This is a genomic window from Halopseudomonas sp., from assembly GCF_038130085.1.
Taxonomy (GTDB): domain Bacteria; phylum Pseudomonadota; class Gammaproteobacteria; order Pseudomonadales; family Pseudomonadaceae; genus Halopseudomonas.
Genome location: NZ_JAYPMU010000037.1, coordinates 1 through 16,582 on the forward strand (window position 1 = coordinate 1; position 16,582 = coordinate 16,582).

Below are 16,582 nucleotides of genomic sequence, written 5' to 3' on the forward strand. Positions count from 1 at the left end.
TACTCGGGGCTGGGTACTCAGGCAGATGGCTGATTTGTGCAGCGTTTCCCTAAGGGCCGGGGCTATTTTTCGGCCATGCTGCGTTGTTGGTCGCTTATGTGGGATGACCTCACTGCACTCCCTCCGCCTTGCCTGGCCGAAAACTAGCCTCCGGCAGGCAGGCGGACAAACGAAACAGCAACCGTCCCTGGTTACCAGGTATCAACGAACGGTCGGGTCCCCTTGAGTAGCGACTCGTCGGGGGCCGAGTGTAGGCCACGCATCAGCCAGTCACGGGTTTCCAGCGGGTCGATCACCGCGTCGATCTCGAGGAAGCTGGCCATGCTGATGCCCTTGCCGCGCTGGTATAGCTCGGCGACCAGTTTCTCGAAGGTGGCCTGACGCTCGCCCTCGTCTTCGATGGCGGCCAGCTCCTTCGAGTAGCCGAGTCGAACCGCGCCTTCCAGACCCATGGCGCCGAACTCGCTGCTCGGCCAGCCGATGGTGAACATCGGCGCATGGAAGCTGCCCGCCGCCATTGCCTGTGCGCCCAGACCGTAACCCTTGCGCAGCACCACGGTGAAGAACGGAATGCTCAGGCTGGCAGCGGTGACGAACATGCGCGAGACATGGCGCACCGTGCCTTGTTGCTCGGCGTCCGGGCCGACCATAAAGCCGGGGGTGTCGCACAGCGAGACCAGCGGCAGGCCGTGGGCCTGACACAGCTGCATAAAGCGTGCGGCCTTGTCGCCCGCTACCGCGTCGATGGCGCCGCCCAGATGCATCGGGTTATTGGCGATCAGACCGAAGGCACGGCCTTCGATGCGGATCAGCGCGGTGATCAGTCCCGGAGCAAACTCGCGGCGTAGCTCCAGCACCGAGCCGCGGTCGGCCAGGGTTTCGATAACCTTGCGAATGTCATACACGCGCAGGCGGTTCTCGGGGATCAGATGACGCAGCTCGCGCTGGTCCGCCGCTTCCCATTCCGTCAGGTCACCCTGGAAATAGGACAGGTACTGCTTGGCCACCGCGGTGGCCTCGGCCTCGTCCTGCACCCGCACGTCGATTACGCCATTGGGGCCGTGCATGCTGGTCGGGCCGACCTGCTCCGGGGTAAAGCGACCCAGGCCGCCACCTTCGATCATCGCCGGGCCGGCCATGCCGATGGTGGCGTTCTCGGTGGCGATGATCACGTCGCAGCAGCCGAGCAGCGCGGCGTTACCGGCGAAGCAGCGGCCGGAGACGATGCCCACCGTCGGCACCATGCCGGAGAGCCGCGCCATGCGCATGAAGGTGGTGCAATCCAGCCCGGCCACGCCGACCTTGTCGATGTCGCCGGGGCGGCCGCCGCCGCCTTCGGTGAAGAACACCAGCGGCAGTTTCCACTGCTCTGCTAGCTCCAGCATGCGGTCGGTTTTCTTGTGGTTGGTGACGCCCTGGGTGCCGGCGAACACCGTGTAGTCGTAGGACAGCGCCATGCAGCGGGCGGCGTGTTCGCCGAACTTGTCGGCATTGATGGTGCCGATGCCGTTGATCAGACCGTCGGCCGGGCTCATCTTCAGCAGCTCTTCGTGCGTGCGGCGGGAGCGCTGGGCTGCCAGGGCAAAGCCGCCGTACTCGATGAAGCTACCCTCGTCGAGCAGATCGGCGAGGTTCTCGCGGGCGGTGCGCTGGCCGGTCTTGCGGCGCTTGGCCACGGCGTCCGGGCGGCGCTCGTCGGTCAGCTCGGCGCGGCGCTCCAGCACTTCCTGCAAGTCCGCACGGATATGGTCGATGGCAACGCTCTCTTCATCCTGCTGGGCGTTGCCGGCCACTTCGGCGGGCTCCAGATAGAGCAGGGCGCTGCCTTCGAACAGGCTATCGCCGGCGCTGGCCGCCAGCGCGCGGACGATGCCGCTCTGGGTCGCCTTGACCACGAACTCCATCTTCATGGCTTCCATGATCGCGACTTGCTGGCCGACCGCCACGCTGTCGCCAACCTGCACATCGAGGCTGACCAGTACGCCCTGTACCGGCGCGTTCAGCGGCTCGGTGCCGGCAGGCGCGTCGGTTTGCGTGCTGCTGGCGGCGGCGCTGGTGCTGCCTTTGAAGAAACGATGCGGATGGGCGCTGGCGTGGGCGGCGGTCAGGCTGGCCGCTTCGGCCTCGATAAAGGCGGTTGTTACGTCGTTGCCTTGCACTTGCGGGTGCTGCAACAGGTTCTGCAGTAGGTGCAGGTTGCTGGCGGCGCCTTCCAGGCGGAACTCACACAGCGCGCGGTAGGCGCGGCGCAGGGTGTTCGGATAGTCTCCGCCCGCGTGCACGATCAGTTTGGCCAGCAGCGAGTCGTAGCGCGGGCTGGTGGTGTAACCGGCGTAGCCGTAGCCATCGACGCGGATGCCCGGGCCGCTGGGGGGCTGATAGGCGCTGAGTGTGCCGCCGGCCGGGCGGGTGCTGCCGTCGGCGGACATGCTTTCCAGATTGATGCGCAGCTGCACGGCAAAACCGCGGGCGGCGGGGATGTCGGACTGGGTCAGGCCCAGTTCCTCCAGGGTCTTGCCGGCGGCGAGCTGAATCTGCGTTACCGCCAGATCCAGACCGGTCACCGCTTCGGTCACGGTGTGTTCGACTTGAATGCGCGGGTTGGCTTCCATAAACACGAAGTCGCCGCGCTCCTCGTCGAGCAGAAACTCGACGGTACACAGGCCGCGGTAGCCAATCGCGCGGGTCAGGGTGCAGGCGGCGGCGTGCAGTTGCTCACGCACAGCCGGATCAAGGGTTGGCGCCGGGGCCACTTCCAGCAGCTTCTGGTTGCGGCGTTGCAGGGTGCAGTCGCGCTCCCAGACATGGGCTACTTCAGAGCCGTCGCCGATGATCTGCACTTCGATATGCCGGGCCCGGCGAATCAGCCGTTCGACATACAGATCGCCGCGACCGAAAGCGGCGGTAGCCTCGGAGCTGCAGCGAGCGAAGGCGTCGTCCAGCTCGGCAAGATTGTGCACCGCACGCATGCCGCGTCCGCCGCCACCGGCCAGTGCCTTGAGCATCACTGCGGCGCCGTCGCCGAGCGACTGCATAAAGTCGCGGGCCTGCTCCAGTGTGGTTGGCTCGTTGGTGCCCTGGGTCAGTGGCACGCCTTGCTGCTGCGCCAGCCGGCGTGCACTGGCCTTGTCGCCAAAGGTGTCGAGCACGTCCGGGGCCGGGCCGATAAAGGTGATGCCGGCCTGCTGGCAGGCGCGGGCGAAGTCGGCGTTTTCGCTGAGAAAACCGTAACCGGGGTGGATCGCATCGCAGTCTTGCTCTTTGGCGATGCGAATCAGCTGGGCCGCGTCCAGATAGGCGGCAACGCCCTGGCCCTGCAGCGCGATGGCCTGATCGGCGCTGCGCACGTGCAGCGACTGGGCGTCATCTTCGGCGTAAACGGCAACGCTGGTGGCGTCGCAGTCGGCGATGGCACGGGCCAGGCGAATGGCGATTTCGCCACGGTTGGCGATGAGAATGCGGTTGAATGCCATGGGTTAGTTGATCCAGTCCTGTAGTTCCTGTTTCTTGACCTTGCCGGTCGCGGTCATCGGCAGTGTATCCACCAGCCGAATCTCCGGCACCTTGTAGATCGCCATTGCCTGCTTGCACCAGTCGCGTAGCGACTCAGCGCTGGCTTGGCTGCCGGGTTTGGTGATGATAAAGGCGAGCGGCGTCTGGCCGCGTTGCGGGTCGGGTTTGCCGATGACCGCCGAGGCGAGAATATCCGGGTGCTGGCCGAGCATGGCTTCCAGTTCGCTGGGGAACACGCTCATGCCATTGACCTTGAGCATCTCCTTGCGCCGGCCGAGGTAGCGGATAAAGCCCTGTTCGGTGATCACGCCGCTGTCGCCGGTGTGCAGCCAGCCACCGTCGCGCAGTGCCTCGGCGCTGGCCTCGGGTTTGTTCCAGTAGCCCTTGAGCAGGGAGGGGCTGCGCAGGCACAGCTCGCCCTCGCTGCCCAGCGGCAGCAGTGCGCCGGTCTCGAAGTCGCAGACCTTGAATTCGGTGCCGGGCACCGGCAGGCCGACGAAGGTGGGCTCGGATTTCAGGTCGAAATCGTCATCCTGCAGGCCGGCGGTAAAGGTGTCGCAGGTGTGGGTTTCGGTCATGCCGAAGCTGGTTTCGAACAGCGTGCAGCCGGTCAGCTCGCGCCAGCGGCGGCGGTATTCCGGAGTCAGCTTTTTGATGAAGGAGACGCAGCTGGTGGTTTCAAGCGAGCTGAAGTCGAACTCGCCAACTTGCGGATGATCGAGTACCTCGGAGGCGCTGTCGACCAGCAGGCCGGTCTGGGTGACGCGGTAATGCTGGATCGCACTCATAAAGGTCAGCGCATCCCAGCGGGCCAGCAGTACCAGGGTGGTACCGGCAAACACCGGGAACAACAGGCCGGAGTTTTCGCCGGCAATCCAGAACTCGGGCATGAAGTTCAGACCGATGCGCTCCTCGGCAAAGCCCATGGCAACCGGAACAAAGCTGGCGCAGGTGTAGAGCATGTCACCGTGGGTGTGAATGCAGCCCTTTGGCAGGCCAGTGGTGCCGCCGGTGTAGTTGAGGGCGGCAGTGTCATCCAGATTCAGCCTGGGCAGATTCTGCGGCGCAGGCGTGGTGGCTGCCAGGGCGGGCATCAAGTCGATGCTGTCGGTGATCGGCAGCTTGGGTGCCTGCAGTAGATCCGGCACGGGAATCGGCGGCTGCGCCGGGCAGAGTTCGGACAGGCTGGTGGTGAATACCTGCTCCAGCGCGGTCTGCTCGCGAACGTCGCGCACCACCGGCAGCAGCTGGTCAAAGCAGATAATGGCGCGGGCGCCGCAGTCGTTCAGCTGATAGCTCAGCTCCATACCCTTGGCCATCGGGCTGACCGGCGCGTGGATCGCGCCCATCTTGAGGATGCCGTAAAAGGCGATATGCAACTGCGGGCAGTTGGGCATGAACACCGCAACTCGGTCTCCGGGTTTGATGCCCTGGGCCTGCAGCAGGGCGGCGCAGCGATTGCTCAGGTCGTCCAACTCGGCGTAGGTCAGTTGATGGCCGTAGAAATGGACTGCAACGCGGTCCGGCGTGGTCTTGGCCCAGTGGGCAAGGTACTCGGTCAGCGGGCGTTCACCCTGCGGGTAGACAGGGGTGGTCGGCTTGCCCGCCGGCCAGACCATGGCCTGAATCGCCTTGAGGGTGTCGAGATAGTCCTGCTCGTGCATGTCCGTGCCTCTTGCTGTTGTTATCGCTCAAGCTTAGGAGCTGTGGAGGCGGATAAGAAGCGATCAATATTCATTCAGAATCATGATTGCTATTCATGGTTCGGCTGCAGGCGCGTAATCTCTGGGCTACAGCCCATGGTGCAGGTGTTTGCTGATGAGTGAAAAGAATGATTCCCCATCATTGGCCCGGATAGACCTCAATCTGTTCCGGGTATTCGAGGTGGTTTACCGCGAGCGGAATTTGACTCGTGCGGCGGCGGTGCTGCACGTCAGTCAGTCTGCGGTCAGTCATTCCCTAGCGCGCCTGCGTGAGCACTTTTCCGACCCGCTGTTCGTGCGCGAGGGGCGCGGCGTCACTCCGACGGCGGCGGCAATGCGACTGGCGCCCGGGATTATCGACAGTCTGAGTCGGCTGCAGCAAAGTCTCGGCTATCTGCAGCAGTTTGATCCCCAAGAGGACGCGCGCACCTTTACCATCAGTCTGCCGGAGCAACTGGAGCCGGTGCTGATTCCACCATTGCTGACCCGGCTGCGTGAATTGGCGCCGCGCAGTCGGGTACGCACGGTCGGTGTGCGCTGGTCCGAGTTGAAGCTGGAGCTGGCGGCCGGGCGAATTGATCTGGCGGTGCAGATTGCGCGACCTGCCGACGCCAGCCTGCGGCAGATGCAGTTGGTCAAAGAGCCGTTGTGCGTGGTTGCCGGGCGGCAGTTTTCGGGTGAGCTGACAGCCGATAGCTACATGGCCGCCGAACATATCGCGGTGGCGTCCTGGCGGCGTGGCTTGTCCTACGAGGATCTGGCGCTGGGGCATCTGGGATTGATGCGCAACGTGGTGCAGCAGTGCCAGAGTTACCAGGCGGCGAGCCTGGTAGTGGCACAGACGCCCTTGCTGCTGACCATGTCGCGGCGTCACGCCGAGCTGATCAACCGGCCGCTGGGCAACCGCTTGCTGGACATGCCCTTGCCGCTACCCGAGATCGGTCTGACGCTTTACTGGCACAAGGGAATGGAGCACGACCCGGTCAACCGCTGGTTGCGGCGCCAGGTCCATGCGTTGGCTCAGAACAGTTCGAGCGGCGAGACGCTGCCATCACCGTTGCTGTAACCGCCCATCTCCAGTTCGCTGTAGGGCGGCGGGGCCTCTTCCTGTTTAAATATTTCCATAAAGGCGTCGCTGCTGCCGGGCGGTGCGCTGCGGCCGGTGGCCGGGTCGATGCGCGCCGTTACCAGGCCGCTGGGCATGGGAATAGTGCGATCCGGCAAGCCTTCCAGCGCTGCGCCCATGAATTGCATCCAGATCGGTAGCGCCGCGGTACCGCCGTATTCGCGGCGACCGAGGGTGGCGGGCTGGTCGAAACCAACCCAAGCCGTGGCAACCAGATCGGGGTTGAAGCCGGAGAACCAGGCATCCTTCTGGTCGTTGGTGGTGCCGGTTTTGCCTGCTAGGTCATTGCGTTGCAGAGCTCTGGCTCGGACAGCGGTGCCACGGCGCACAACGTCCTGGAGCATACTGTTTAGCTGGTAGATGGTGCGCGCATCGACAATGCGCTCCGCGGCGACCGGCTCTTCTGTCGACGCAGTTGCCTGGCGTTCGGCATAACTCTGCAGGCGCGCGGTCTGCTCTTCGGTCAGCTCGGGCGTTATCGCCGGCCGGGCATAGTCGATCAGGTTGCCGTAACGGTCTTCGATGCGTTCGATCAGGTAGGGTTTGACCGCATAACCGCCGTTAGCAAACGCAGTGTAGCCTTGAGCAATCTGCAGCGGCGTTAGCTCGGAGGTACCGAGAGAGGCGGACAGGTTGCGGGGCAGTTCCTGGCGGCTGAAGCCGAAGCGCTCAATGTAAGTCAGCGCCTTGTCGACACCCAGGTCCTGCATCAGGCGGATGGAAACCAGGTTGCGTGAGCGGTATAGCGCTTCACGCAGGCGAATGGGGCCAAGGAAGTCGCCGCCTGAGTTTTGCGGGCGCCAAATTGAGTCTAGGTAGTCGTCGACAAAGATCAGTGGTGCGTCGTTGACCATGCTTGCAGGGCTGTAGCCGTTATCCAGTGCAGCACAGTACAGAAATGGCTTGAAGCTGGAACCGGGCTGGCGCCGGGCCTGGGTGACCCGGTTGTAGTTGCTTTGCAGGAACGAGAAGCCGCCAATCAGCGCCTTGATTGCGCCGTCCTGTGGGCCGAGGACGACCAGTGCGCTCTGTGCTTCAGGAATCTGCGCCAGGCTAAAGTTGTCCCCTTCCAGGCGGCTGACCCTGATGATGTCGCCCGGTTTGAGTACATCTGCGGGTTTGTTTGGGCGCGGGCCCATGCCGTTGGCGCTGAGGTATGGACGCGCCCATTTCATGTCGTCCCAAGCGATGATGCCGGCTTGCTCCCGACGCAGCCGAACCTCAACGTTGTCACTGTTTACCGCTGTGACCAGTGCGGGCTCGAGTCCGCCCATGCTGCGATAGCCGTCGAGCAGCGAAATTCCCTGTTCCAGCGTGATGTCCGGGTTGCGGGCTTCCGGCCCCCGGTAGCCATGACGGCGATCGTATTCCTGCAGGCCGTCTCGCAGCGCGCTGTTGGCCATTTCCTGCAGCCGGCTGTCGACGGTTGTGTACACGTTGAAGCCCTGGGTGTAGGCGTCTTCACCGTAGCGTTCGACCATCTCCAGGCGTGCCATCTCGGCGATGTAAGGGGCTTCCATTTCCGGGTTGGCGCCGTGGTTGCGCGCGGTAATCGGAGTTGCCACTGCTTCTCGGTAGCTCGCTTCATCTATATAGCCAAGCGTCAGCATGCGGTCGAGAATCCAGTCTCGGCGAACCTTGGTGCGCTCGGGGTTGGCGACCGGGTTGTAGCGTGAGGGAGCTTTGGGCAGTCCAGCGATCATGGCGAGATCTGCCAGCGCCAGTTCATTGATGGACTTGCCGTAGTAGACCTGCGCGGCCGCCTCGATGCCGTAGGCGCGATTGCCGAGATAGATCTTGTTCACATACAGCTCGAAGATTTCGTGCTTGCTGAGGTTGCGCTCGATCTGCAGCGCCAGCAGGATTTCATTCAGCTTGCGCGAGAAGACCCGCTTGCTCGACAGAAAATAGTTCTTCGCGACCTGCATGGTGATGGTGCTGCCACCAGTCTGAATGTGACCTGTCTGCACCAGTTCTGCAGCAGCACGCAGCAGTCCCATCGGGTCGACGCCGTGGTGGTTGAGGAAGTTGTCATCTTCTGCTGCCAACAGGGCGTGCACAAAGTCAGGCGGAATTTGCTCGTAGGTGATTGGGAAACGGCGCATTTCGCCGAATTCTGCTATCAACCGATTATCTGTGCTATATATCCGCAACGGAGTCTGGAGTTCGACGTCACGAAGGGTATCGACATCCGGAAGTGACGGGCTCAGATATAGCGCAACACCGCTGAGAACCACGGCTGGAGCGCATGCCAGTGCCAAGACTGACCAGAATAGAAACTTCAGAAATCGCATAAGGGATGCGGAATTCCCTGATTAATTAGAACGTTAGCAGGATTGCTAAACGAGAACGGGATAACAGTCTGCATTATAAGCGTATTTTTTTTGTTTTAGCCATTTGCGCTTGTACAAGTCCTGTTATTTAATGTAGGAAAACACAAACCGTCCGTAAGTGTCGGATGCTGATAGGAAATTGGCTGTGCTAGGGCTCTTCAAGAAAAAAGCGAATACGCTGCTGGGCATCGACATCAGCTCCACCACCGTGAAGCTGCTCGAACTCAGCCGCTCCGGTGGCCGCTACAAGGTCGAGGCCTATGCGGTCGAACCTCTTCCAGCTGGCGCGGTGGTCGAGAAGAACATCGTCGAACTCGAAGGCGTCGGCCAGGCGCTCGAGAAGGTGCTGGCGCGATCAAAATCATCCCTCAAACAGGGTGCCGTTGCGGTAGCCGGGTCCGCGGTCATCACCAAGGTGATTGAAATGGACGCAGGGCTCGATCCTGATGAGATGGAAGAACAGATCAAGATCGAGGCTGACCAATACATTCCCTACCCGCTCGATGAAGTTGCTATCGACTTCGAAGTCCAGGGCGTGTCTCCTCGTAATCCTGCCAGAGAAGAGGTGCTGCTCGCAGCATGTCGCCGTGAGAACGTCGACATCCGCGAGGCTGCCTTGGCGCTGGCTGGACTGACGGCAAAGATCGTTGAGGTCGAAGCCTACTCGATGGAGCGGGCGTGCGAACTGGTGATCGGTCAGTTGGATGGCGGCGACGATGAGCTAACCATTGCGGTTATCGACATCGGTGCAACGATGATGACGCTGAGTGTCCTCAGCGGTGGTCGCACCATCTATACCCGTGAGCAGCTGTTTGGTGGCAAGCAACTGACTGATGAGATTCAGCGCCGTTATGGCCTGTCTCAGGAGGAAGCCGGGCTAGCCAAGAAACAGGGTGGCCTGCCTGACGATTATGAGGTTGAAGTGCTCGGGCCATTCAAGGACGCAGTGGTTCAGCAGGTTTCTCGCTCGCTGCAGTTCTTCTTTGCGGGCGGTCAGTACAACGATGTCGACTACATTCTGTTGGCCGGGGGAACTGCTTCGATTCCCGGGCTGGATCAACTGGTGCAGCAGAAAATTGGTACTACCACTCTGGTTGCCAACCCCTTTGCAAATATGACCCTCTCCAACAAAGTTGACGCTGTTGCTCTGAGCAATGACGCGCCAGCCTTGATGATTGCGTGCGGTCTGGCAATGAGGAGTTTTGACTGATGGCTCGCATTAACCTGTTGCCTTGGCGCGAGCAGCTAAGGGAAGAACGAAAAAAGGAATTTCTGACCATTCTGGCGCTGGTGGTGCTTTTTGCGGGTGCGCTGGTGTTTCTGGCAGACCGTTTTGTCAACGGCCAGATTGAAAACCAGAATGCGCGCAACGCGTTCATTAAAAGCGAGATTGCCCAGCTTGATCGGCGTATTAGGGAGATTGAGCAGCTTCAGGCTCGTCGGGCCCAACTGCTCGATCGCATGAAGATTATCCAGGATTTGCAGGGCAAACGGCCTATCATCGTGCGAGTCTTTGACGAGTTGGCGCGGACGTTGCCAGACGGAGTCTACTTCACCGACGTTGGGATGAAAGGCAGTTCCATTTCCATTAAGGGTGGGGCTGAGTCGAATAGCCGTGTTTCCAATCTGATGCGTCAGCTAGACGCTTCTGACTGGCTGACCGCGCCGAACCTGACTGCTGTTAAGGCGGTTACCTCGGGTGCTCTGGATCAGGCAAATGTGTTCCAGTTGACGGTAAAACAAACCGAGCCGAGAGCCGGTGCCGCTGAGGGAGAGCAGCAGCAATGAGTTTTGCTCAATCTATGGAGAGTTTGAAGAAGGTCGACTTTAACGACCTGGACTTCAATAACATCGGCTCCTGGCCGGGAGCGCTCAAGGTCATTGTTTGCATTGTGGTCTTTGCCGCTCTGTTGGCTGCGGGTTACCAGTTTCACCTCAAGGATTTGCAGGTCGGGTTGGAGCGGGTTCGGGCTCAAGAGGTTGACCTGCGCAAGCAGTTTGAAGACAAGTCCTTCCGTGCGGCCAATCTTGAAGCGTACAAGGAGCAGCTGGCGGAAATCGAGGAGCGCTTTAGCGGTTTGCTCAAGCAGCTTCCTAAAGACAGTGAAGTTCCCGGTTTGCTGGAAGATATCACCCAGATGGGCTTGAACAGCGGTCTGGAGTTTGAGTCGATCACCCTTCGACCTGAAGTTGCCAAGCAGTTTTATGTCGAACTACCAATCAATATTGTGGTGCGAGGCAGCTATCACGACCTTGCAACATTTGTCAGCGGCGTCGCTGGGCTGCCTCGAATCGTGACGTTGGGAGACTTCAATATCCGTCCGGTGAGCGCGGGTAACCCCGACCTGCTGGTGATGAGCATTGTGGCCAAGACCTACCGCTACAACGACGCCGGAGGTCAGCAATGAACATGACCAAGCGAATTTCCGGTTGCGCTGTTGTTCTGGTAGCACTTTCCCTGGGCGGATGTGGCGGCAATGATTTCTCGGACTTGCAGCGCTTTATGGACGAGGTGCGAGCCCGGCCTGCGGGAAAAATAGAACCTTTGCCGCGCTTTGAGCCATACGAAGCCTTCACTTACAGTGCGGCATCTCTGCGCAGCCCCTTCCAGCCGCCGATCAAGATTGACCTTTCTCAGCGTCAGAAAGGCTCTCAGGACATCAAGCCTGACGAAAATCGGGTCAAGCAGTTCCTGGAAGGATTCAATATTGAGAGCTTCCGGATGGTTGGCACCATTAGCAACACTGACGGCATGCAGGCATTGATTTCTGGCGCTGGCAGTGTGCATCGGGTCAAGGTGGGTGACTACCTTGGGCGCAATCATGGACGTATCACCGGGATCGAAGAAAATCGCGTTGATGTAGTGGAAATCGTGCCGGACGGAGAAGGCGGGTGGTTGGAACGACCGCGCACCCTCAGCCTTGCTGAGCGCGGGTAGGACAACCAGGGAGAGAAAACATGAACTGCAAACAGTCACGCGTGGAACGCAAGCAAATGTCTCTGACCAGAATTATTCCGCTCGCAGCAGTGATGTCACTGCTGAGTCCGCTGGCCCTTGCGGCCGACCTTCAACAGATGGACGTAGCTTCCCTGCCCGGTGATCGGGTTGAGCTTAAACTGAGCTTTGACGAGCCGGTTACGGGTTCGCCAAAGGGGTACACAATCGATCAGCCGGCACGTATTGCTCTTGATTTGCCGGGCGTGAAAAACAAGCTTGGAGAGCGTAGTCGCGAACTGGGCCTGGGTAATGCTCGAAGTGTAACCGTTGTCGAGGCGGGTGATCGGACGCGCCTGATTATCAACCTGACCAGTTTGGCACCCTATACTACTCGCGCGGAAGGGAACGACCTGTATGTAATGGTCGGTTCTGCTGCCACCGCCGCCGCGACCACCTCCACTGCCTCTGCGCCGGTCGTGACTAACAGCAACTGGCGCTCTGGCGATGAACCTGCTCTATCGAGTGCCACTGTCAGCGGTCGCGCCATCAGTAGCCTTGATTTCCAGCGTGGGAGCGACGGTTCGGGTAATGTGATCATTGATCTGACCGATCCGAGCATCAAGGTCGACGTGGAAGAGCAGGGTGGTCGCGTCAAGCTGAACTTCCCGAATACTCGCCTTCCTGACGAGCTTCGCGTTCAGTTGGATGTGAAAGACTTTGCGACGCCGGTTAACTTCGTCAATGCCAGTGGCAGCGGTAACAATGCTTCCATCGTGATCGAGCCGACTGGCTACTACGAGCACCTCGTTTATCAGGCCGATAATCGCCTGACTGTAAGCTTTAAGCCGCTGACCCGCGCCGAGGTCGAACAGCGTCGTGCAGACGCGTTTACCTATACCGGCGAGAAATTGTCGCTTAATTTTCAGGATATTGAAGTGCGTTCGGTGCTTCAGCTGATCGCTGACTTCACTGACCTCAACCTGGTCGCAAGTGATACCGTTCAGGGCAGCATCACCCTGCGCCTGCAGAATGTGCCGTGGGATCAGGCGCTGGATCTGGTGCTGAAAACCAAGGGGTTGGACAAGCGCCAGGTTGGTAACGTACTGCTGGTGGCGCCAGCCGATGAAATTGCTGCTCGCGAGCGTCAGGAGCTTGAGGCGCAGAAGCAGATTGCTGAGCTGGCACCGCTGCGCCGTGAGCTGATTCAGGTGAATTACGCCAAGGCTGCGGACATTGCCAAGCTTTTCGCTTCGGTGACTGCGGCAGATGCCGACACGCAGCGAGGTTCCCTGACAGTTGATGAGCGCACCAATAGCATTATTGCTTTGGAGACTCAGGAAAAGCTGGACGAACTCCGTCGTATCGTCACTCAGTTGGATATTCCGGTGCGTCAGGTGATGATTGAGGCACGAATTGTTGAGGCCAACGTGGGCTTTGATAAGGCGCTGGGTGTTAACTGGAGTGGTGAGCTGAGTTTGGGCAACAGCGACAAATACCGCCTGTATGGTGATGATGGCTTGGCCTCGACCGCTAACACACCGTTTGTCGATCTCGGCGTCAATGCTGCTACCTCTGGTATTGGGATCGGATTCGTCACTGACAACACCGTTCTGGATCTGCAGCTCTCTGCGATGGAAAGCACGGGTAATGGTGAGGTGATTTCCCAGCCAAAGGTCGTTACCTCTGACAAGGAAACCGCGAAGATTCTCAAGGGCTCCGAGATTCCGTATCAGGAGGCAAGTTCGAGCGGTGCAACCACTACCTCTTTTGCCGATGCAGTGCTGTCGCTGGAGGTAACTCCGCAGATTACTCCAGATAACCAAGTCATCATGGAGGTCATCGTTACCAAAGACGAGCCGGACTTCTCCAACCAGGTAAACGGTGTACCGACTATTCGCAAGAATGAAGTGAACGCCAACATTCTGGTTGCTGACGGTGAAACAATCGTGATTGGTGGTGTCTTCTCGAGCGAAACCTCGACCTCCCAGGAAAAAGTGCCGTTCCTTGGTGATTTGCCGCTGCTTGGCAAGATGTTCCGTCGTGACATTACTGCCGAGAGCAAGAGTGAGCTGCTTATCTTCCTCACGCCGCGCATTATCAACAATGGTGCGATCTCACTGGCAAGGTAATCTCTTTGCGTAACGTTTTTCTGATTGGCCCGATGGGTGCTGGAAAGAGCACCATCGGGCGTCTTCTTGCCAAGGAATTGAAATATCCCTTCAAGGACTCTGATCGCGAGATCGAGCAGCGCACGGGTGCGGATATTCCCTGGATTTTTGACGTCGAAGGCGAGGAGGGATTTCGCCAGCGCGAAGAGGCGATGATCGCCGAGTTGGTTCACGAAGATGGTATCGTGCTGGCAACTGGAGGTGGCGTGGTCATGCGGCCTGCTAATCGCGAGGCGCTGAAGTCTGGTGGCCTGGTGGTGTATCTGCGAACCAGCGTTGAGCAGCAGTTGCAGCGTACGGCGAAAGATCGTCAGCGACCGTTGCTGCAGACCGCGGATCCGGAAGCCGTGCTGCGTGACCTGATGGCCAAGCGTGATCCGTTGTATCGGGAGATCGCTGATCTGATTATCGAAACGGATCAGCGTGGTCCCAAGGTGGTAGTCAACGCAATTCTCGCTCGCCTTCAGGAAGGCTGAGTCCGGGCGTCATGCCCGTATCCCTCCCGTATCGCTGCTTCCCGTGACTGTTGTATGCTTTGCCCGCTGAATGGGGAGTGATCTGATGCAGTGTCTGAATGTCGATCTAGCCGATCGTAGTTATCCAATTTATATCGGTTCGGGGCTAATGGCCCGGGCCGAGTTATTCTCTCGTCATATCGCCGGTCGCCAAGTCTGCATTGTCACTGACGACACTGTCGCCCCGCTTTACCTCGAGTCTTTGCAGCAACTGCTTTCCGGTTACAAGGTTACCTCCGTCGTTTTGCCAACCGGGGAGGCGTACAAAAACTGGGCGACGTTACAGCAGATATTTGATGCGTTGTTGGCCTCTCGTCACGACCGTCGGACCACTCTGATTGCTCTGGGGGGTGGTGTTATCGGTGATATGACCGGCTTCGCTGCAGCGTCCTACCAGCGGGGGGTCGATTTCATTCAGGTGCCCACGACCCTGCTATCTCAGGTGGACTCATCCGTAGGCGGCAAGACGGGTATAAACCATCCTGCTGGCAAGAACATGATCGGCGCCTTCTATCAGCCCAAAGCCGTATTGATTGATACGGATAGTCTGAAAACGCTGCCTGAGCGCGAGATTAGCGCGGGTCTGGCCGAGATCATCAAGTATGGGTTGATCCGGGACAGCGAGTTTCTTGGCTGGCTCGAGCGGAACATGGCCGGGTTGCGTCAGCTGGATGCTGAACTGGTAACTCAGGCGATTATGCGCTCCTGCTCCATCAAGGCTGAGGTTGTAGCGGAAGATGAGCGGGAGGGCGGCGTTCGCGCGATCCTGAATTTGGGGCATACCTTTGGCCATGCTATTGAGGCACACCAAGGTTATGGAAGCTGGCTTCACGGAGAGGCAGTTGGGGCAGGTATGGTCATGGCGCTAGACCTGTCTGAACGACTGGGTTGGATCAGTAGGGAGGATCGTGCTCGTGGTGAGGCGATCGTTGCCGCGGCAGGTTTGCCGACAACCGCTCCGGTCGGAATGCGGGCAAGTGATTTCGAGCGTCTGATGGCGGTCGATAAGAAGGTTTTGGATGGGCAGCTGCGGTTGGTGCTGTTGCGTCAGATAGGTGTTGCTGAAGTGACTGCTGATTATGCCGTTGGCGCGCTCCGGGCCTGTTTGCAGGAAAGTGAGCAATGAGCAACGGATTTGATGAGGTTTTCAGTGCGGTGAGTCGGTCAGATGAGCTGCTGGATTACTATCAGCTTAATCACGACCCCTTTGCGGCGCGTGCGCCCGGTTTCAAATTTTTTTCCCCAAAGAGAAAGCCTGTCTTAGCCGAGCTGCATCACCTTGCTCGTTATGGCGAGCAGATGCTGGTTGTTGCCGGCCCTGTCGGTGCGGGCAAGACGTTGCTGCGTCAAGCATTGGTCGCCAGCAGCAATAAAGATGCGGTGCAGTGTGTCGTGCTTTCGGCGCGAGAGCACGCGTCTGAAGCGGCGCTGCTGGCGCAAGTCTGTCAGGCCCTCAATACCGAGCAGCGAGACGTTGCTAGCTTGCTAGCGAAGGCCCAGCAAAGCGAGCTGGTCGGTATTCAGTTGTATATCGTCATCGATGACGCGGAGCTTCTGGAGTCGTCGGCCATCAGCATGCTGAGCGAGATTGCCGAGGCTGGCAGTTATGCTCCACGCGTATTCCTCTTCGTCGATAGTGAGGGGCTTGAGCGGTACGCCGACGTGCGCAGCGCTGAGGACGGTGCCAGTATCCATGTGGTTGAGCTGTCTGCGTTAGATGTTGATGAAACACGCGAGTATCTGGCGCAGCGCCTCGAGGGGGCGGGCCAGGGCATCGAGTTGCTTACGGATCAGCAGGTTGAGGAGATTCACCAGCGCAGCGCCGGATGGCCCGGGGCGATCAATCAGGTCGGTCGGCAGGTCATGCTGCAGGCTATGCAGGAAGCTCCGTCTTCATCGGGCGCCGGCTCGGCAGGTGGCTTGCCGCTCAAGGCACTGATCGCTGTGGGATTGGTGGCCGTGGGTATCGCCGTAGCATGGTACCTGGGCGATGACAATGTTGTGGAGCCTGAGCGGACAGTACTGCAGTTGCCAGAGCCTGTGGTCGAGGCGCAGATTGAACCGCCAGCGCCTGTTGCGCCGCCGGTACCGGCGCTTCAGAGCGGTGAGAGCGAGGGGCAGGTTGACATTGTCACGCCGGAGGCGGATGTGGTTGAAGTGCCAGAGCTTATTGCATCTGAGGAGGCGGCACCCTCGTTGCCTGAGGTTGCAGCTTCGGATGCGGTGCCGCAACCTGCACCTGCACCTGCACCTGCACCTGCACCTGCACCTGCACCTGCACCTGCA

General features: G+C 59.7%; 12 protein-coding genes. 9 read left to right on the forward strand and 3 right to left on the reverse strand.

Translation table 11 applies throughout. The features are described 5' to 3' along the window. Positions 1 to 191: 191 nt before the first annotated feature. Complete coding sequence (locus tag AAFM31_RS16955) at positions 192 to 3,473, reverse strand: carboxyl transferase domain-containing protein (RefSeq protein ID WP_341709079.1); 3,282 nt, start codon at positions 3,471 to 3,473, stop codon at positions 192 to 194. A 3-nt stretch (positions 3,474 to 3,476) separates the two neighbouring features. Continuing rightward, entirely contained in the window at positions 3,477 to 5,177 is a 1,701-nt protein-coding gene (locus AAFM31_RS16960) for an AMP-binding protein (protein WP_341709080.1), read from the reverse strand. A gap of 154 nt (positions 5,178 to 5,331) precedes the next feature. On the opposite strand from AAFM31_RS16960, the gene AAFM31_RS16965 reads away from it, so the two are divergent. Next, entirely contained in the window at positions 5,332 to 6,282 is a 951-nt protein-coding gene (locus AAFM31_RS16965) for a LysR family transcriptional regulator (protein WP_341709081.1), read from the forward strand. Here AAFM31_RS16965 and AAFM31_RS16970 read toward each other — a convergent pair. After that, complete coding sequence (locus AAFM31_RS16970; RefSeq protein WP_341709082.1) at positions 6,237 to 8,636, reverse strand: penicillin-binding protein 1A; 2,400 nt, start codon at positions 8,634 to 8,636, stop codon at positions 6,237 to 6,239. The two genes, AAFM31_RS16965 and AAFM31_RS16970, sit on opposite strands and share 46 nt — an antisense overlap. A gap of 184 nt (positions 8,637 to 8,820) precedes the next feature. On the opposite strand from AAFM31_RS16970, the gene AAFM31_RS16975 reads away from it, so the two are divergent. The 8 genes from AAFM31_RS16975 to AAFM31_RS17010 all read left to right on the forward strand — a co-directional run. Continuing rightward, positions 8,821 to 9,885: a pilus assembly protein PilM gene (locus tag AAFM31_RS16975; protein ID WP_341709083.1), complete on the forward strand. Its 1,065-nt coding sequence runs from the start codon at positions 8,821 to 8,823 to the stop codon at positions 9,883 to 9,885. Further along, the gene (locus AAFM31_RS16980; RefSeq protein WP_341709084.1) at positions 9,885 to 10,463 is read left to right on the forward strand and encodes a PilN domain-containing protein; all 579 of its coding nucleotides are present in this window, start codon (positions 9,885 to 9,887) and stop codon (positions 10,461 to 10,463) included. The genes AAFM31_RS16975 and AAFM31_RS16980 overlap by 1 nt, the downstream gene beginning before the upstream one ends. Continuing rightward, positions 10,460 to 11,083: a type 4a pilus biogenesis protein PilO gene (locus tag AAFM31_RS16985; protein WP_341709085.1), complete on the forward strand. Its 624-nt coding sequence runs from the start codon at positions 10,460 to 10,462 to the stop codon at positions 11,081 to 11,083. Before AAFM31_RS16980 ends, AAFM31_RS16985 begins: the two co-directional genes overlap by 4 nt. Positions 11,084 to 11,085: 2 nt before the next feature. Further along, positions 11,086 to 11,613, forward strand: a complete 528-nt coding sequence (gene pilP, locus AAFM31_RS16990) for a type 4a pilus biogenesis lipoprotein PilP (protein ID WP_341709090.1) — start codon at positions 11,086 to 11,088, stop codon at positions 11,611 to 11,613. A 56-nt stretch (positions 11,614 to 11,669) separates the two neighbouring features. Then, a complete protein-coding gene (gene pilQ, locus AAFM31_RS16995) occupies positions 11,670 to 13,742 on the forward strand; it encodes a type IV pilus secretin PilQ (RefSeq protein ID WP_341709086.1) in 2,073 nt (690 codons plus the stop codon). A 5-nt stretch (positions 13,743 to 13,747) separates the two neighbouring features. Next, positions 13,748 to 14,257 carry a shikimate kinase AroK gene (aroK, locus tag AAFM31_RS17000; RefSeq protein ID WP_341709087.1) on the forward strand — a complete coding sequence of 170 codons (510 nt, stop codon included), beginning with the start codon at positions 13,748 to 13,750 and terminating at the stop codon, positions 14,255 to 14,257. 85 nt (positions 14,258 to 14,342) lie between these two features. Continuing rightward, positions 14,343 to 15,422, forward strand: a complete 1,080-nt coding sequence (gene aroB, locus AAFM31_RS17005; RefSeq protein WP_341709088.1) for a 3-dehydroquinate synthase — start codon at positions 14,343 to 14,345, stop codon at positions 15,420 to 15,422. Beyond that, on the forward strand, positions 15,419 to 16,582 hold a 1,164-nt coding region (locus AAFM31_RS17010), incomplete at its 3' end, for an AAA family ATPase (RefSeq protein ID WP_341709089.1). The genes aroB and AAFM31_RS17010, both read left to right, overlap by 4 nt.

Excerpts from the sequence above, each read along its gene's own strand:
- AAFM31_RS16970 (WP_341709082.1), bottom strand. The coding sequence starts at position 8,636 with ATGCGATTTCTGAAGTTTCTATTCTGGTCAGTCTTGGCACTGGCATGC.
- AAFM31_RS16985 (WP_341709085.1), top strand. The coding sequence starts at position 10,460 with ATGAGTTTTGCTCAATCTATGGAGAGTTTGAAGAAGGTCGACTTTAAC.
- aroB (WP_341709088.1), top strand. The coding sequence starts at position 14,343 with ATGCAGTGTCTGAATGTCGATCTAGCCGATCGTAGTTATCCAATTTAT.
- AAFM31_RS16965 (WP_341709081.1), top strand. The coding sequence starts at position 5,332 with ATGAGTGAAAAGAATGATTCCCCATCATTGGCCCGGATAGACCTCAAT.
- AAFM31_RS16960 (WP_341709080.1), bottom strand. The coding sequence starts at position 5,177 with ATGCACGAGCAGGACTATCTCGACACCCTCAAGGCGATTCAGGCCATG.
- pilP (WP_341709090.1), top strand. The coding sequence starts at position 11,086 with ATGACCAAGCGAATTTCCGGTTGCGCTGTTGTTCTGGTAGCACTTTCC.
- AAFM31_RS16980 (WP_341709084.1), top strand. The coding sequence starts at position 9,885 with ATGGCTCGCATTAACCTGTTGCCTTGGCGCGAGCAGCTAAGGGAAGAA.
- AAFM31_RS16955 (WP_341709079.1), bottom strand. The coding sequence starts at position 3,473 with ATGGCATTCAACCGCATTCTCATCGCCAACCGTGGCGAAATCGCCATT.
- pilQ (WP_341709086.1), top strand. The coding sequence starts at position 11,670 with ATGTCTCTGACCAGAATTATTCCGCTCGCAGCAGTGATGTCACTGCTG.